This is a genomic window from Mesorhizobium sp. M0293, from assembly GCF_040321735.1.
Taxonomy (GTDB): domain Bacteria; phylum Pseudomonadota; class Alphaproteobacteria; order Rhizobiales; family Rhizobiaceae; genus Mesorhizobium.
Genome location: NZ_JAMYSA010000006.1, coordinates 90,228 through 105,168, shown reverse-complemented (window position 1 = coordinate 105,168; position 14,941 = coordinate 90,228). Strand labels below are relative to the sequence as shown.

General features: G+C 62.7%; 12 protein-coding genes. 1 reads left to right on the top strand and 11 read right to left on the bottom strand.

Features of this window, described 5'->3' with window-relative positions:
* The first annotated feature begins 69 nt into the window (after nucleotides 1-69).
* Nucleotides 70-813, top strand: a complete 744-nt coding sequence (gene lipB / locus NKJ06_RS04430) for a lipoyl(octanoyl) transferase LipB (protein ID WP_352632450.1) — start codon at nucleotides 70-72, stop codon at nucleotides 811-813.
* A gap of 190 nt (nucleotides 814-1,003) precedes the next feature.
* Here lipB and NKJ06_RS04425 read toward each other — a convergent pair whose 3' ends face one another.
* From NKJ06_RS04425 to nuoL, 11 genes are all read right to left on the bottom strand, one after another.
* Nucleotides 1,004-2,254, bottom strand: coding sequence for a site-2 protease family protein (locus NKJ06_RS04425; protein ID WP_352632452.1), 1,251 nt, complete (start codon nucleotides 2,252-2,254; stop codon nucleotides 1,004-1,006).
* 386 nt (nucleotides 2,255-2,640) lie between these two features.
* Nucleotides 2,641-3,324, bottom strand: a complete 684-nt coding sequence (locus tag NKJ06_RS04420) for an ABC transporter ATP-binding protein (RefSeq protein ID WP_181956525.1) — start codon at nucleotides 3,322-3,324, stop codon at nucleotides 2,641-2,643.
* Nucleotides 3,321-4,601 (bottom strand): lipoprotein-releasing ABC transporter permease subunit, encoded by a 1,281-nt coding sequence (locus NKJ06_RS04415; RefSeq protein ID WP_352632454.1) that lies wholly within the window; start codon nucleotides 4,599-4,601, stop codon nucleotides 3,321-3,323. Before NKJ06_RS04415 ends, NKJ06_RS04420 begins: the two co-directional genes overlap by 4 nt.
* Nucleotides 4,598-5,926 (bottom strand): proline--tRNA ligase, encoded by a 1,329-nt coding sequence (proS, locus tag NKJ06_RS04410; protein ID WP_352632456.1) that lies wholly within the window; start codon nucleotides 5,924-5,926, stop codon nucleotides 4,598-4,600. Before proS ends, NKJ06_RS04415 begins: the two co-directional genes overlap by 4 nt.
* 635 nt (nucleotides 5,927-6,561) lie before the next feature.
* Nucleotides 6,562-6,846, bottom strand: a complete 285-nt coding sequence (locus NKJ06_RS04405) for a DUF1467 family protein (RefSeq protein ID WP_127276486.1) — start codon at nucleotides 6,844-6,846, stop codon at nucleotides 6,562-6,564.
* On the bottom strand, nucleotides 6,843-7,247 hold the full coding sequence (gene mce / locus NKJ06_RS04400) for a methylmalonyl-CoA epimerase (RefSeq protein WP_352632458.1): 405 nt from the start codon (nucleotides 7,245-7,247) through the stop codon (nucleotides 6,843-6,845). The genes NKJ06_RS04405 and mce overlap by 4 nt, the downstream gene beginning before the upstream one ends.
* A 140-nt stretch (nucleotides 7,248-7,387) precedes the next feature.
* Complete coding sequence (locus NKJ06_RS04395) at nucleotides 7,388-9,058, bottom strand: ribonuclease J (protein ID WP_352632460.1); 1,671 nt, start codon at nucleotides 9,056-9,058, stop codon at nucleotides 7,388-7,390.
* Nucleotides 9,059-9,176: 118 nt separating this feature from the next.
* On the bottom strand, nucleotides 9,177-9,998 hold the full coding sequence (locus NKJ06_RS04390; RefSeq protein ID WP_352632462.1) for a biotin--[acetyl-CoA-carboxylase] ligase: 822 nt from the start codon (nucleotides 9,996-9,998) through the stop codon (nucleotides 9,177-9,179).
* 5 nt (nucleotides 9,999-10,003) lie between these two features.
* The gene (nuoN, locus tag NKJ06_RS04385) at nucleotides 10,004-11,440 is read right to left on the bottom strand and encodes an NADH-quinone oxidoreductase subunit NuoN (RefSeq protein ID WP_352632464.1); all 1,437 of its coding nucleotides are present in this window, start codon (nucleotides 11,438-11,440) and stop codon (nucleotides 10,004-10,006) included.
* An 18-nt stretch (nucleotides 11,441-11,458) separates the two neighbouring features.
* Nucleotides 11,459-12,964, bottom strand: a complete 1,506-nt coding sequence (locus NKJ06_RS04380) for an NADH-quinone oxidoreductase subunit M (protein WP_352632466.1) — start codon at nucleotides 12,962-12,964, stop codon at nucleotides 11,459-11,461.
* The gene (gene nuoL, locus NKJ06_RS04375) at nucleotides 12,964-14,937 is read right to left on the bottom strand and encodes an NADH-quinone oxidoreductase subunit L (RefSeq protein ID WP_352632468.1); all 1,974 of its coding nucleotides are present in this window, start codon (nucleotides 14,935-14,937) and stop codon (nucleotides 12,964-12,966) included. Before nuoL ends, NKJ06_RS04380 begins: the two co-directional genes overlap by 1 nt.
* Nucleotides 14,938-14,941: the final 4 nt, after the last annotated feature.

The window sequence follows — 14,941 nt, the reverse complement described above, 5'->3', positions numbered from 1 at the left end:
TACGACATGAACAAGACAACACCCGGGGCATGTCGCATTTGAAATGACGCGCCGTGGACGAGAGCCGTGATGACAGAACGCAGCCAGATAGCCACGTCGTTCCTGCCCCTGCCCGGCTCAGCGCCGGTCGAGTGGCTGATCGAGCCCGGCCTCACCGCCTATCCCGATGCGCTTGCCTTCATGGAGGCGCGCGCCGAGGCGGTCCGCAGCGGGGCTGCCGGCGAAATGGTCTGGCTGGTCGAACATCCGCCGCTCTACACGGCCGGCACCAGCGCCCGGAGCGAGGACCTGATCGACGCCAACCGCTTCCCGGTCTTCGCGGCGGGACGCGGCGGCGAATACACCTATCATGGGCCGGGCCAGCGGGTCGCTTATGTCATGCTCGACCTGAAACGGCGGCGCGAGGATGTCCGCGCCTTTGTCGCCGCGCTCGAACAGTGGATCATCGGCACGCTCGCCGCTTTCAACGTGCAAGGCGAGCGTCGCGAGGACCGGGTCGGCGTCTGGGTGGTGCGGCCGGATCGCCCTTCACTGCCGGACGGCTCGCCGGCCGAGGACAAGATCGCGGCAATAGGCATCCGGCTGCGGCGCTGGGTGAGCTTTCACGGCATCGCCATCAATGTCGAGCCGGACCTCGACCATTTCAGCGGCATCGTGCCTTGCGGTGTGCAGGACCACGGCGTCACCAGCCTCGTCGACCTCGGCCTTCCCCTGACAATGGCCGACCTTGATCTCGCGCTGAAATCCGCCTTCGAGGACGTCTTCGGTCCCGCCACGGCCTTGCCTGCCGAAGCCGCGCGTAAGGCCGGTTGAACTTTTCGGTCCGGCAGCTGCTTGAGGTGTGTTGAGATTCAGGTCAGGCCGAGTCGAAAACGGTGGCTTCCGAGAACCGGAGCGGAGCGTACTTTTTGTACGTGAGCACAGTTCTACCGCGACGCGGTAGAACAGGGAAGCGCAGGAAGCCGCCGTTTGCAGGCCGGCATCACCTGAATCTCAACACACCTCAGATCAGCTGAGCGGAGGCCCACAAGACGCCGTATCCATGGATGGCGAACACCGCCAGCAACGCTGCCGCCATGGCCAAGCGGTCGACGGTGCGGATCGGCTTCAGCTCATGACGCGGCTTGACCCCGCTGCTCATCGTCAGCAGGCTGAGAATTGAAAACACCGCTCCTGTGGCGAGCAGGAAGTTGGAGGAAAAGCCGGCCTGCCAACCCACCGCCAGGAAGGCCGAGAGCAGGAAGAACGAGGCCAGCGCCAGCGCGACCGGCCCCGGACAGATCTGGCGCAGCACCTGGCCGCCGTCGAACTTCCACACCGGCACCAGATTGGCGAAGTTGAACAGGGCGGCGAAGCCCGCCAGTGTCGCCAGCAGCGCCGCCGCCAGCCGATGTCCATCAGCGCCGGCAAAGGTGCTGGCGGCGATAGCGATCGGCACCAGGAAGGCGGAAAAGCCGGCGCCCATCAGCGCCACGAAGGCGACCTCGAAGCGGCTGTCATAGGGCCGCCCGCCAATGGCGATGCCGCCGAGCAGCGGAATGAAGATCATTCGTGCCCTGTTGTGGCCCATCAGCCGGAACGCCGCTATGTGACCGAGTTCGTGCAGGGCCACAACCGATGTCAGGATCGCGGCCAATGCCAGCCCGCCGAAGTGAAGCCCGAAGAACGGCCACAGGATCAGCGCCGAAAGACCAGCGAAGCCGACCTGGCTGAGCGGATGCTCGAACCAGCCGCCCTTGCGATACTGCCCGGTCCGCGCCCAGCGCTGCAGCTTGGAGAGTTCGCGGCGCATGGCGAAATAGCGGAACACCAGGAAGGCAACGCCGCGGTAGCGATCGGTCTGGCTGAGCGTCACCCGCGTACCGTTGCCCTCGGAAACGAGTTCGGTGGTTTCGCCAAAATCCTTCCAGAACGAAGCGTCGAGCGCGGTGTCCTCGAGGACACGCATCGAGAAGCGGCTGCCCTCGACAATGTCTTCAAACCGCGACTTGCGCTCGATCGGCTTGCCGTCGCGTCCTTCCCAGGACAGCATGATGCGGGCCACGCCCTCGCCGTCCGGCGCCTCGGCGGAAAGGATCTCACCGGACCAGCCGGCATCGCTGCCAAGCGGCCACAGCGCCTGCCAGAGGCGCTGTCGGTCCATCGCCACCACACGGGTCAACCGGATCGTGCGCAAACCAAGCGGCACGGTCATCAAGAGAAAGATCAGCCCGAGATTGCTGGCCACGAGAATGGCCCTGACGATGGGCGACACTTGGACGTTGCTCCCTGTCTTCTATGCACCCTAACGTCGCGGCGGCAAGAAAAGCTTAACGCGGGAACGACTTTCGACCGCCAGTCCCCGCAGCGGCGAACGCCGCCAAATCACATGGCTCCGATCCAGATCGCCATGGAAACGAGAAACGTGCTCATGCAAACCAGTGAGATGACATCCTGAACCAGATCGGTCATAACTCTCTCCTGTTGTTGATATGTTCGTATTTTGTTCTAATTTTGTTCAAATGTCAAGGCGCGCAATACGGCTACGTCCGGAATTTTCGGGCGATCAAATCGGCAGGGTTAAGGAAAGGTTGACGGGCGTGCGACGGTTGCCCATCGCCCGTTGAGACTCAGGTCAGACCGGCTGAATATCGGCGTGCGTTAAAGCGGGACGACCTTGCCGTCGGCCAGCGTGACGCGCCGGTCCATGCGCGACGCCAGTTCGTGATTGTGGGTGGCGATCAGCGCCGCGAGGCCCGATTGCTTGACCAGCGCCGCCAGCGCCTCGAACACATAGGAGGCGGTGACCGGGTCGAGATTGCCGGTCGGCTCATCCGCCAGCAGCACCAGCGGCGCGTTGGCGACCGCACGGGCAATGGCGACGCGCTGCTGCTCGCCGCCGGAAAGCTCGGACGGCCGGTGCGACGCGCGCTTGCCGATCTGCATGTAGTCGAGCAGCTGTGCCGCGCGCTCGGCCGCGTCCTTGCGGCTCAGCCCTTTGATGAGCTGCGGCATCATGATGTTTTCCAGCGCCGAGAATTCCGGCAGCAGATGATGGAACTGGTAGACGAAGCCGACATCGTTGCGGCGGATCGCGGTGCGCTCGTCGTCGGAGAGCCGTCCGCAGGCACGGCCGGCGAGGATGACGTCGCCGGCGTCGGGACGCTCCAGCAGGCCGGCAGTGTGCAGCAGCGTCGACTTGCCGGTGCCCGACGGCGCCACCAGCGCCACCATCTCGCCGCGCTTCAGCGAGAAATCCGCGCCGTTGAGAATGGTGAGCTTGCGCGGCCCCTGCACATAGTGCCGCTCGACGCTCTTCAACTCGATAATGGCCTCGGCCATCACTCGTACCTCAAGGCTTCGACCGGATCGAGGCGCGCGGCCCGCCATGCTGGAAACACCGTTGCCAGGAACGACAGGCCGAGCGCCATCAGGATGACATAGGTCGTCTCGCGCGGATCCATCTTCGCCGGCAACTGGCTGAGGAAATAGAGCTCCGGGTTGAACAGCACCTTGCCGGTCATCCAGGAGAAGAACTGGCGGATGGATTCGATGTTGGTGCAGATCAGCACGCCGAGCAGCACGCCGGCGAGCGTGCCGGTCACGCCGATCGCCGCCCCCGTCATCAGGAAGATGCGCAGGATGGCGCCGCGCGACGCGCCCATGGTGCGCAGGATGGCGATGTCGTGGCCCTTGTCCTTCACCAGCATGATCAGGCCGGAGATGATGTTGAGCGCCGCCACCAGCACGATCAGGGTCAGGATCATGAACATGACATTGCGCTCGACCTGCAGGGCGGAGAAGAACGTCTCGTTGCGCTGGCGCCAGTCGACCATGTCGATCGGCCGCTGCGCCGCCGCCTCCACCTTCGGTTTCAGCGCATCGACATCGTCGGGATTGTCGACATAGATCTCGATCGTCTGCGCGCGGCCGTCCATGTTGAAATAAAGCTGCGCTTCGGAGAACGGCATGTAGACGATGGAAGTGTCATATTCCGACATGCCGACTTCGAAGATCGCCGCGATCTTGTAGCCCTTCATGCGCGGCGTCGTGCCGATCGGCGTCACGTCACCGTCCGGCGAAATCAAGGTGATGGTGTCACCAAGCGTCAAGCCGAGATTTTCGGCCATGCGCTTGCCGATGGCCACGCCCTCGCCGGTGTCGAAATCGGCGATCGAGCCCTGCTTGATGTTGCTGGCAACGATGGCGATCTTGCTGAGATCCTCGCCGCGGATGCCGCGCACCAGCGCTCCGGTTCCGCCGCCGACATTGCCTTGCGCCAGCACCTGGCCATCGATCAGCGGGATGGCATATTTGACGCCTGATACACCGTTGATGCGGTCGGCGACCTGCGCATAGTCCTCAAGCGGCGAATCGAGCGGCTGCACGATGAGGTGACCGTTGACGCCGAGGATGCGCGTCAGCAGCTCCGCTCGGAAGCCGTTCATCACCGCCATCACCACGATCAGCGTAGCGACCCCCAGCATGATGCCGAGGAAGGAGATCGAGGCGATCACCGAGATCACCGTCTCCTTGCGCCGCGAGCGCAAATAGCGCCAGGCGACCATGCGCTCGAAGATGGAAAAAGGCCCGGCGCCTGCCGATCTTGCCACCTCGCTCATGCAGCGGCACCGAAGCGTTTCTTCACGTCCGCGATCGGCAGCGTCTCGCGCTCACCGGTCCTGCGATTCTTGATCTCGATCTCGCCGGCAGCCACGCCGCGCGGTCCGACGATCACTTGCCACGGCAGGCCGATCAGGTCGGCGGTGGCGAACTTGCCGCCGGGCCGCTGGTCGGTGTCGTCATAGAGCACGTCCTTGCCGGCGGCGACGAAAGCGGCATGCAGCTCGTCGCAGACGCGGTCGCATTCGGCGTCGCCCGCCTTCATGTTGATCAGCCCGATGTCGAACGGCGCCACCGCCTCCGGCCAGATGATGCCGTTGTCGTCGTGGCTGGCTTCGATGATCGCCGCAACAAGGCGCGACGGACCGATGCCGTAGGAGCCGCCGGAGACGAAATGATCCTTGCCGTCGGGCCCGGTCACTTTGGCGCCCATCGGCTTGGAATATTTGTCACCGAAATGGAAGATGTGGCCGACCTCGATGCCGCGCGCCGAAACCTTGTCGGTGTCACCGATCTTTTCCCACGCCGCCTCGTCATGCATCTCGTCGGTGGCGGCGTAGGGCGTCGTCCATGTCTTGACGATGTCGCCGATCTCGGCGTCGTTGGCGAAGTCGGTCTTCTCTCCGGGCACATCAAGCGAAAGATAGTCGCGGTGGCAGTAGACCTGGCTCTCGCCGGTATCGGCCAGGATGATGAATTCATGGCTGAGATCGCCGCCGATCGGTCCGGTGTCGGCCCGCATCGGGATAGCTTGCAGCCCCATGCGCGTGAAAGTCCTGAGATAGGACACGAACATCCTGTTGTAGGCCGCCTTGGCGCCCTCGAAGTCGAGGTCGAATGAATAGGCGTCCTTCATCAGGAATTCCCTGCTGCGCATGACGCCGAAGCGCGGCCGCACCTCGTCGCGGAACTTCCACTGGATGTGGTAGAGATTGAGCGGCAGGTCCTTGTAGGATTTCACATAGGCGCGGACGATCTCGGTGACCACTTCCTCATTGGTCGGGCCGTAGAGCATGTCGCGGTCCTGCCGGTCCTTGATGCGCAGCATCTCCTTGCCGTAGTCGTCATAGCGGCCGCTTTCGCGCCACAGATCGGCCGACTGGATGGTCGGCATCAGGATTTCAAGCGCACCGGCGCGATTCTGCTCCTCGCGGATGATGCGGCAAACCTTGTCCAGCACCCGCTTGCCGAGCGGCAGCCAGGAGAAACTGCCCTGCCCCTGCTGGCGGATCATGCCGGCGCGCAGCATCAGCCGGTGCGAGACGATTTCAGCCTCGCGCGGATTTTCTTTGAGGATAGGCAGGAAATAGCGCGACAAACGCATGGACTGGTCCGTGAGTGAGAATGACCGCGCGGGAATCGGCGCGACGCAGGCTTGCTTGCCCCGGCTTCATAGCCATTTCATGGCGGAATGGAAACCCGGACGCACCGGCCCGAAAATCGGAAATTGATTTTCAAAAATACGGAGGCGCAGGGAGTAAAACTGTTGCAGTGTTCCTCGCGGGTCGGGCAAACGCGCGGCGTTCCAAGGCGCCGCGATTGCCCCGCGCGCCTTGCTGGTTGTTTCCCAAGCAACGCCTGCCGCACTATTGTGCAGTGCAGCACGAGAATGCCCGTTTCAAGGCAAAATTCTTCGTGACATTTTCATTCGCGTTAGGCTAATGTGCCCCGATAACCGAGAGGGTAGAAAAAAATCTGCTCTCCTACGCGGTCAAAGTCTTGGGAGGATGCGATCTAGGCGCGGTTACTCGCTGCCACCGGAAACCGGAAACAGATCGGACGCGTTTAAATTGCAAGGCCTTGTGCCTTGCATTTTTTTTGTGCAATCACCCGCTTAGCGCAACGAGTTGCCAAACCACCTTACCCTGCGTCAGCGCTCGACCAGCCGCAAAACGGCATGGCATTCCCTTCGGAAGCCGCCCAAGGTTCCAACGGACAAAAACGTCGTTGCGAGACAGTCTATTTGGCTGGCGTCTGGCCGAAATCCGGCACGATGTGTGGGATGTCGTTGAGGCTGTATCCCAGCCCATGCGTCAGGCCATAGAAAATGCCCATAAGGATCGCGGTGGCGATAGTGGTGCGGATCACGGCGCGCAGCATGTGCGGCCCGCGCGGCGCGCTCGGAACCGTGCCCAGCGTCACATCATGATCGTCATCCTGCGTCTTCACGCTGAACGGCAGCACGGCAAACAGCACCACCCACCAGGTCGCGAAAAACAGGGCGGTGAACGAAACCCAGCTCATGATTGCTCCAGTTCGATCAGCGTGCCGAAGAAATCCTTCGGATGCAGGAACAGCACCGGCTTGCCGTGCGCGCCGGTTTTCGGGTTGCCGTCTCCCAGCACGCGGGCGCCGGCAGCCTTGAGTTGATCGCGCGCGGCCAGGATGTCTTCGACTTCATAGCAAAGATGGTGCATGCCGCCCGAAGGGTTCTTCTCCAGGAAGGCAGCGATCGGCGACCCCTCGCCCAACGGCTCCAGAAGCTCGATCTTGGTGTTGCCGACATTGACGAACACCACCGTGACGCCATGCTCCGGCAGCGCCTGCGGTTCCGTCACGTCAGCGCCAAGCGTGTTGCGATAGGCGGCGACGGCAGCAGCCAGATCCGGCACGGCAAGCGCGACATGGTTCAGACGTCCGAGCATAGGGTGCTCCGAAAAATAGGGGAATAGGGGAGTAAGGCAGTATGGGAGTAGGGGAACCAAGTTGGGCGCAAAGCGAATTGCCCTTCCCCTACTGCCCTACCCCCATACTGCCCTACTCCCATACTGCCCTACTCCCTTCGTCACCTTGTGACGAATACAGTCACCAGCGGCTTCTTGCCCCAGGCTTCGTTGGCGGCGCCGCGCACGGCGCGCCTGACTGCTTCCTGCACAAGGTCGAGGTCTTTTCGGCGCTGACGGGGGATTGAGTCCACCGCGCCGATTGCCGCATCGATCATCAGGTCTTCGAGCGTCTCGCCTCGGCCGTCGGCCTCGGCGACGCCGATGGCGACCAGGTCGGGGTCACCGGCCAGCTCATATTTGTCGTCGAGCACGACATTGACCGCGACATGGCCGGCAAAGGACAATTTGCGCCGGTCGCGGATGCCCATCGCCTGATCGGTGCCGATCAGTCTGCCATCCTTGTAGACGCGGCCGAACGGCACCTGGTCGATGATGGTGGCAGGGCCAGGAGCAAGCCTGAGCATGTCGCCGTCGCGCACCTGCGCCACCTGGCCAATGCCCGACGTCGACATCAGCGATCCCTGCGCCACCAGATGCGCCGCCTCGCCATGCACGGGAACGCCGATCTGCGGACGCACCCACTCATACATCTTGCGCAATTCGCTGCGCCTCGGATGGCCGGAGACATGCACCAGCGCGTCGCCGTCCTCGATGATCTTGATGCCGAGGTCGATGAGGCGGTTCTTGATCTCGAGGATCGCCTTCTCGTTGCCCGGAATCGTGCGCGAGGAAAACACCACCGTGTCGCCGGCCGTAAATGATACCGATTTCATCTCGTCGCGCGACAGCTTGGCCAATGCAGCAAGCGGCTCACCCTGGCTGCCGGTGCAGATGATGACGAGGTTTTCGCGCGGGATGAAACCAAAATCCTCCTCGGCGATGAATTCCGGCAGCCCGTCCATGTAACCGAGTTCGCCCGCCACATCGATCACGCGCTTCAACGAGCGGCCGAGCACCAGGCACTGACGGCCGGCATCCCGAGCCGCCCTGGCGATCGAAACAATGCGTCCGACATTGGAGGAGAACGTGGTGACGGCGACGCGGCCCTTGGCAGCCTGGATGACGCCCTTGATGCCTTCGCCCACAGCCACTTCCGAAGGCGACTCGCCTTCGCGCAGCGCATTGGTCGAATCGCAGATCAGTGCCAGAACGCCCTTGTCGCCGTAGGCGCGGAAACGCCCCTCGTCGGTCTTCGGCCCGATCGTCGGCTCCGGGTCGATCTTCCAGTCACCGGTATGGATGACGGTGCCGGCCGGCGAGGTGATCGCCAGCGACATCGGCTCGGGAATGGAGTGCGCCACCGGAATGGCTTCGATCTCGAACGGACCGACGGTGAATTTCTCGCCTGCTCTGTAGATCGTCACCGGTATCTTCGGCGCCCCCTGCTCGCCTTGCCGCTTGGCTTCAAGCAGGCCGGCGCTGAACGGCGTCATCCACACCGGCGCCTTCAGCTTTGGCCAGGTGTCGAGCAACGCGCCATAATGGTCTTCATGCGCATGGGTGATGACGATGCCGCGCAGATTGGCAAGGTTCTCCTCGATGAAGCGCGTATCGGGCAAGATCAGATCGACGCCCGGATGCGCGGCATCGGGGAAGGTCACACCGACATCGATGATGATCCATTCGCGCGCGCTCGGCGGGCCGTAGCCGTAAAGAGCGAAGTTCATACCGATCTCGCCGACGCCGCCGAGTGGCACGAAGACGAGTTCGGCGTTTTCCGCTTTCGCCATGATTTTTCCCTTCCTGGCCCTCAGGCCAAGTCCATAAAGCAATTCCAGGAAAAGTGTCTAACGATTTTCCCACAGGACTTGCATGAAAACAAACACTTAGAGCCGTTAGCGAACGGCTCTAGACGCGGGCAGACGCGACCGCGCCGAAATGCACGTCGCCGGCGGCGATCGTCAGAACCGAACCTTCATCGTCGCGGATCACGAAACGGCAGTCCTCGTCAATGGTTTCAAACACCCCACGCACCACATTACCGTCAATTCTGACAGCAACCTGCCCGCCGAGCCCCGCTGCGCGAGCCAACCACCGTCGCCTGACGGCGGCAAGTCCGCGCCCTTCATCCCACAACCTGGCATTCTCGCTCCAGGCATCCGACAGCGCCAGAAACAGTGTTTCCGCATCGCATGTCGCGCCCAGCGCACGCAATGACGTTGCCGGATACGGCAAATCTTCTGGATAAGCCACCACATTGACGCCGATGCCGACTGCCACCGCGAAACGGCCGCCGTCCAGGATCGCCGATTCCAGCAGAATGCCGGCCAGCTTGGCGCCGGAGGCAAGCACGTCGTTCGGCCATTTCAGCTCGAAACGGTTCTTTCCCTCACTGCCGCCGTCGAGGCCGATGGCGATCCGGACCTTCGGCACCACGGCGTCGAGCGCATCGGCCAGCGCCAGGCCGGCGACGAAGCCCAGCGTTGCCGCAAGGCGAAGCTCGGTATTGGTGATGACGAGCAGCGTCGCCGCCAGATTGCCTTCGGGCGTTGCCCAGACGCGGCCACGCCGTCCGCGCCCGCTTTCCTGCTTCTTGGAAACGACCCACAATTTGCCGGAGTCGCCTGCCCTTGCGTGGTCCAGCGCCAGCGCATTGGTGGAGCCGACGCTGTCATGCGCCTCGAGCCGGAACCCTTCCGACGCCGAGGTTGGAGCCAGCCGAAATGCCATGCCGTCTAGAAAAACGTCTTGGCGGCGGCTTCGGCATAGGTGCCGATCGGTCCGCCGATCAGCACATAGAACAGCACGAAGGCGCCGGAGACGCCGAGCACGACACGCAATTCGCTCGCCATCGGCACGAAGCCGCCGACCGGTTCGTCGAACCACATGATCTTGATGATGCGCAGATAATAATAGGCGCCCACCACAGAGGCCAGCACGCCGATGATCGCCAGCGCGTAGAGATTGGCGTTGATGGCGGCGAGGAAGACGTACCATTTCCCCCAGAAGCCGGCGAGCGGCGGGATGCCGGCCAGTGAGAACATCAGGATGGTCAGGATCGTCGCCATGATCGGGTTGGTCGACGACAGGCCGGCCAGATCGCTGATCTGTTCGACATTACCTTCCTTGCGCCGCATGGCGAGGATGAAGGCAAAGGTGCCGAGCGTCATCACCAGGTAGATCAGCATGTAGATGGCAACGCCGCGCACGCCGGCCTGGCTGTTGGCGGCAAGGCCGACCAGCGCGTAGCCCATATGGCCGATCGAGGAATAGGCCATCAGGCGCTTGATGTTGGTCTGCCCGATCGCGGCGAAAGCGCCGAGCGCCATCGAGGCGATCGAGATGAAGACGATGATCTGCTGCCAGTCGGCGGCGATCGGCTTGAACGCGCCCATGGTGACGCGCACGATCAGCGCCATCGCCGCCATCTTGGGCGCGGCCGCCAGGAAGGCCGTCACCGGCGTCGGCGCGCCCTCATAGACGTCGGGCGTCCACATGTGGAACGGCACCGCCGAGATCTTGAAGGCAAGGCCGGCCAGCACGAAGACGAGACCGAAGACGAGGCCAAGCTGGCGCCCGCCGCTGCCCAGCGCCGAAGCGATCTCCTGGAAGCCGGTGTTGCCGGTGTAGCCATAGACCAGGCTGATGCCATAGAGCAGCATGCCCGACGACAGCGCGCCGAGGACGAAATATTTGAGGCCGGCTTCGGTCGAACGCAGATTGTCGCGGTTGATCGCGCATAGCACATAGATCGCCAGCGACTGCAGCTCGAGGCCGAGATAGAGCCCGATCATGCCGTTCGCGGAGATCATCAGCATCATGCCGAGCGTGCAAAGCAGGATCAGTACCGGGTATTCGAACTTATCGAACCGTTCCGCCTTGGCAAAGCGCATCGACATCACCAGCGTCACCGCCGAGCCGACCAGCGCCAGCACCTTCATGAAGTGGGCGAAGGTATCCTGGATGAAGGCGTTGCCATAGGCACTGCCCTGCCCGGTGTAAAAGATCAGCCAGGCGCCGGCGATCACCAGCACGGCCACCGCAAGGCCGGTCACCGTGTTGGCGGTGTTGGCGCGCGAATAGGCCCCGACCATCAGCAGCGCCAGCGCGCCGACGGCAAGGATCAGCTCTGGCGTCGAGAGCGACAGGCTGGAGAGAAGGTCCGGCGTCATGTTTCGCAAAACCTCTGGTCAGTTCGCCGCCGCGGTCTGCGCGGCGCCGATGGATGCAGTGACATTGGTGACGAGCGACTTGACCGATTCGGCCGTCGCGTCGAAGACGGGTGCGGGATAGACGCCGAAGAAGATGACCAGCACGACCAGCGGGTAGATGATCACCTTCTCGCGCGGCGACAGATCCAGCAGGTTTTTCAGGCTGTCCTTGGTCAGCGCGCCGAAGATCACCCGGCGATAGAGCCAGAGCGCGTAGGCGGCCGACAGGATCACACCGGTGGCGGCAAAGAACGCCACCCAGGTGTTGACCCGGAACACGCCGAGCATGGTCAGGAACTCGCCGACGAAACCGCTGGTGCCGGGCAGGCCGACATTGGCCATGGTGAAGATCATGAACACGGCGGCATATTTCGGCATGTTGTTAACTAGGCCGCCATAGGCGTCGATCTCACGCGTGTGCATGCGGTCGTAGATGACCCCGACGCACAGGAACAGCGCGCCGGAGACAAGGCCGTGGCTGAGCATCTGGAAGATGGCGCCCTGCACGCCTTCCTGGTTCATGGCGAAGATGCCCATGGTGACGAAGCCCATATGGGCGACGGACGAATAGGCGATCAGCTTCTTCATGTCCTCCTGCATCAGCGCCACCAGCGAGGTGTAGATGATGGCGACGACGGAGAGCACGAAGACCAGCGGCGCGAACATCTCGGACGCCAGCGGGAACATCGGCAAGGAGAAACGCAGGAACCCGTAACCGCCCATCTTCAAGAGGATAGCGGCCAGGACGACCGACCCCGCAGTCGGCGCCTCGACGTGCGCGTCCGGCAGCCAGGTGTGCACCGGCCACATCGGCATCTTCACCGCGAAGGAGGCGAAGAAGGCAAGCCATAGCCATGTCTGCATGTTGGCCGGGAAATTGTGCGTCAACAGCGTCGGGATGTCGGTCGTGCCGGACTGGTAGAACATCGCCATGATGGCGAGCAGCATCAGCACCGAGCCGGCCAGCGTGTAGAGGAAGAACTTGAACGAGGCGTAGACGCGCCGCTTGCCGCCCCAGACGCCGATGATGATGAACATCGGGATCAGACCGGCTTCGAAGAAGACGTAGAACAGCACGATATCGAGCGCGCAGAACACGCCGATCATCAATGTTTCGAGCAGCAGGAAGGCGATCATGTAGGCCTTGACGCGCTTCTCGATCGATTCCCACGACGCCAGGATGCAGAGCGGCATCAGGAAGGTCGTCAGGATGACGAACAGCATCGAAATGCCGTCGACGCCCATATGGTAGGAAATGCCGGAGTCGAGCCAGGCGGCCTTCTCGACGAACTGGAAGCCGGACTCCGAATTGTCAAAGCCGGTCCAGATGAACAGCGAGATGATGAACGTGAACGTCGTCGTCAACAGCGCGATGGCGCGGATGTTGCGGCGCGCGTTTTCACTGTCATCGTTGATGAACAGGATGAGCAGCACACCAACCAGCGGCAGGAAGGTGACCAGCGAGAGGATTGGCCAGGCGGTCATCAGAGCATCATCCAGGTGACGAGTGCGGCAACGCCGATCAGCATGGCGAAGGCATAGTGGTAGAGGTAGCCGGTCTGCAGCTTGACGACGCGGTTGGTGACATCGACGACGCGCGCCGAAATACCGTCCGGGCCGAGGCCGTCAATGACGGCGCCGTCGCCGGTCTTCCACAGGAAATGGCCGAGACGCTTGGCGGGCCGCACGAACAGGAAATCGTAGAGTTCGTCGAAATACCATTTGTTGAGCAGGAAGGCATAGAGCCCGCGATGGTGGGCAACCAGATTGACGGGCATTTCCGGCGAGCGGATGTAGAACTTCCAGGCCACCGCGAAACCGATCAGCATGGCGATGAACGGCGACAGCTCGACCCACAGCGGCAGTTCGTGGATCTCGTGCAATATGTGGTTGTCCGGCAGCGTGAACAGCGACGCCTTCCAGAACTCGGCATAGCCTTCACCGATGAAGGCCCCGTGGAAGATGATGCCGGCAAACAGCGCGCCCGCGGCCAGGATGAACAGCGGCACCAGCATAACCGGCGGCGATTCATGGACGTGGTGCATCACCTCATGGCTCGCCCGCGGCTGGCCGTGGAACGTCATGAAGATCAGCCGCCAGGAGTAGAAGGAGGTGAAGCAGGCGGCGATGACCAGAAGGATGAAGGCCATGCCGGCAACCGGATTGTGGCTGGCAAAGGCGCTCTCGATGATGGCGTCCTTGGAGAAGAAGCCGGCGGTGCCGATGACCGTCACCGGAATGCCGACGCCGGTCAGCGCCAGCGTGCCGATCACCATCATCCAGTAAGTTGTCGGAATCAGCGTCCGCAAGCCGCCCATCTTGCGCATGTCCTGCTCGTCGGAGACGGCATGGATGACCGAGCCCGAGCCGAGGAACAGCAGCGCCTTGAAGAAGGCATGCGTGAACAGATGGAAGATCGCCGCGCCATAGGCGCCGACGCCGAGCGCCACGAACATGTAGCCGAGCTGCGAACAGGTCGAATAGGCGATGACGCGCTTGATGTCGTTCTGCACGAGGCCGACCGTCGCCGCGAAAAAGGCGGTGAAGGCGCCGATGAAGGTGACAACCATCAGCGCCGAATGCGACAGTTCGAAAAGCGGCGACAGGCGCGCCAGCATGAACACGCCGGCCGTCACCATGGTGGCGGCATGGATCAGTGCCGAGACCGGTGTCGGGCCTTCCATGGCGTCCGGCAGCCAGGTGTGCAGCGGCACCTGCGCAGACTTGCCCATGGCACCCATGAACAGCAGCAGGCAGACGATCGTCATCGCCGCCTGCTTGTCCAGCGCATAGCCAAGGAAGGTCAGCACGGCGGCCCCCTGCGGCGCGCCTTCAGCCGGAATGAACGTCGCCGCATTGGCGAAGATAGTGCCGAGATTGACCGAGCCGAACAGCACGAACAGGCCGAAGATGCCGAGCGCGAAGCCGAAATCGCCGACGCGGTTGACGACGAAGGCCTTGATCGCCGCGGCATTGGCCGATGGCTTCTTGTACCAGAAGCCGATCAGTAGGTAGGAGGCGAGACCGACCCCTTCCCAGCCGAAGAACATCTGCACCAGATTGTCCGCCGTCACCAGCATCAGCATGGCGAAGGTGAACAGCGACAGATAGGCGAAGAACCGCGGCCGGTTCGGATCGTGGTGCATGTAGCCGATCGAATAGATGTGAACCAGCGCCGACACGGTGTTGACCACCACCAGCATCACCACCGTCAGCGTGTCGATGCGCAGCGCCCAGGACGCTTCCAGTCCACCCGACTGGATCCAGCGCAGCACCGGCACGGTGAACACCTCGCCATGGCCGAAGCCGACGGTGAAGAAAGCGACCCACGACAGCACGGCCGCGATCACCAGGAAACCGGAGGTGATGTATTCGGACGCCTTGGCGCCGAGCGACGTGCCGAACAGGCCGACGATCAGGAAGCCGAGCAGGGGAAGGAAGACGATGGCCTGATACATGGTG

What these genes read in the sequence shown, in the direction of transcription:
- NKJ06_RS04395 (WP_352632460.1), bottom strand. Translation starts at nt 9,058, where the DNA reads ATGGCGAAAGCGGAAAACGCCGAACTCGTCTTCGTGCCACTCGGCGGC.
- lipB (WP_352632450.1), top strand. Translation starts at nt 70, where the DNA reads ATGACAGAACGCAGCCAGATAGCCACGTCGTTCCTGCCCCTGCCCGGC.
- nuoN (WP_352632464.1), bottom strand. Translation starts at nt 11,440, where the DNA reads ATGACGCCGGACCTTCTCTCCAGCCTGTCGCTCTCGACGCCAGAGCTG.
- mce (WP_352632458.1), bottom strand. Translation starts at nt 7,247, where the DNA reads ATGCTCGGACGTCTGAACCATGTCGCGCTTGCCGTGCCGGATCTGGCT.
- NKJ06_RS04390 (WP_352632462.1), bottom strand. Translation starts at nt 9,998, where the DNA reads ATGGCATTTCGGCTGGCTCCAACCTCGGCGTCGGAAGGGTTCCGGCTC.
- nuoL (WP_352632468.1), bottom strand. Translation starts at nt 14,937, where the DNA reads ATGTATCAGGCCATCGTCTTCCTTCCCCTGCTCGGCTTCCTGATCGTC.
- NKJ06_RS04415 (WP_352632454.1), bottom strand. Translation starts at nt 4,601, where the DNA reads ATGAGCGAGGTGGCAAGATCGGCAGGCGCCGGGCCTTTTTCCATCTTC.
- NKJ06_RS04380 (WP_352632466.1), bottom strand. Translation starts at nt 12,964, where the DNA reads ATGACCGCCTGGCCAATCCTCTCGCTGGTCACCTTCCTGCCGCTGGTT.
- proS (WP_352632456.1), bottom strand. Translation starts at nt 5,926, where the DNA reads ATGCGTTTGTCGCGCTATTTCCTGCCTATCCTCAAAGAAAATCCGCGC.
- NKJ06_RS04405 (WP_127276486.1), bottom strand. Translation starts at nt 6,846, where the DNA reads ATGAGCTGGGTTTCGTTCACCGCCCTGTTTTTCGCGACCTGGTGGGTG.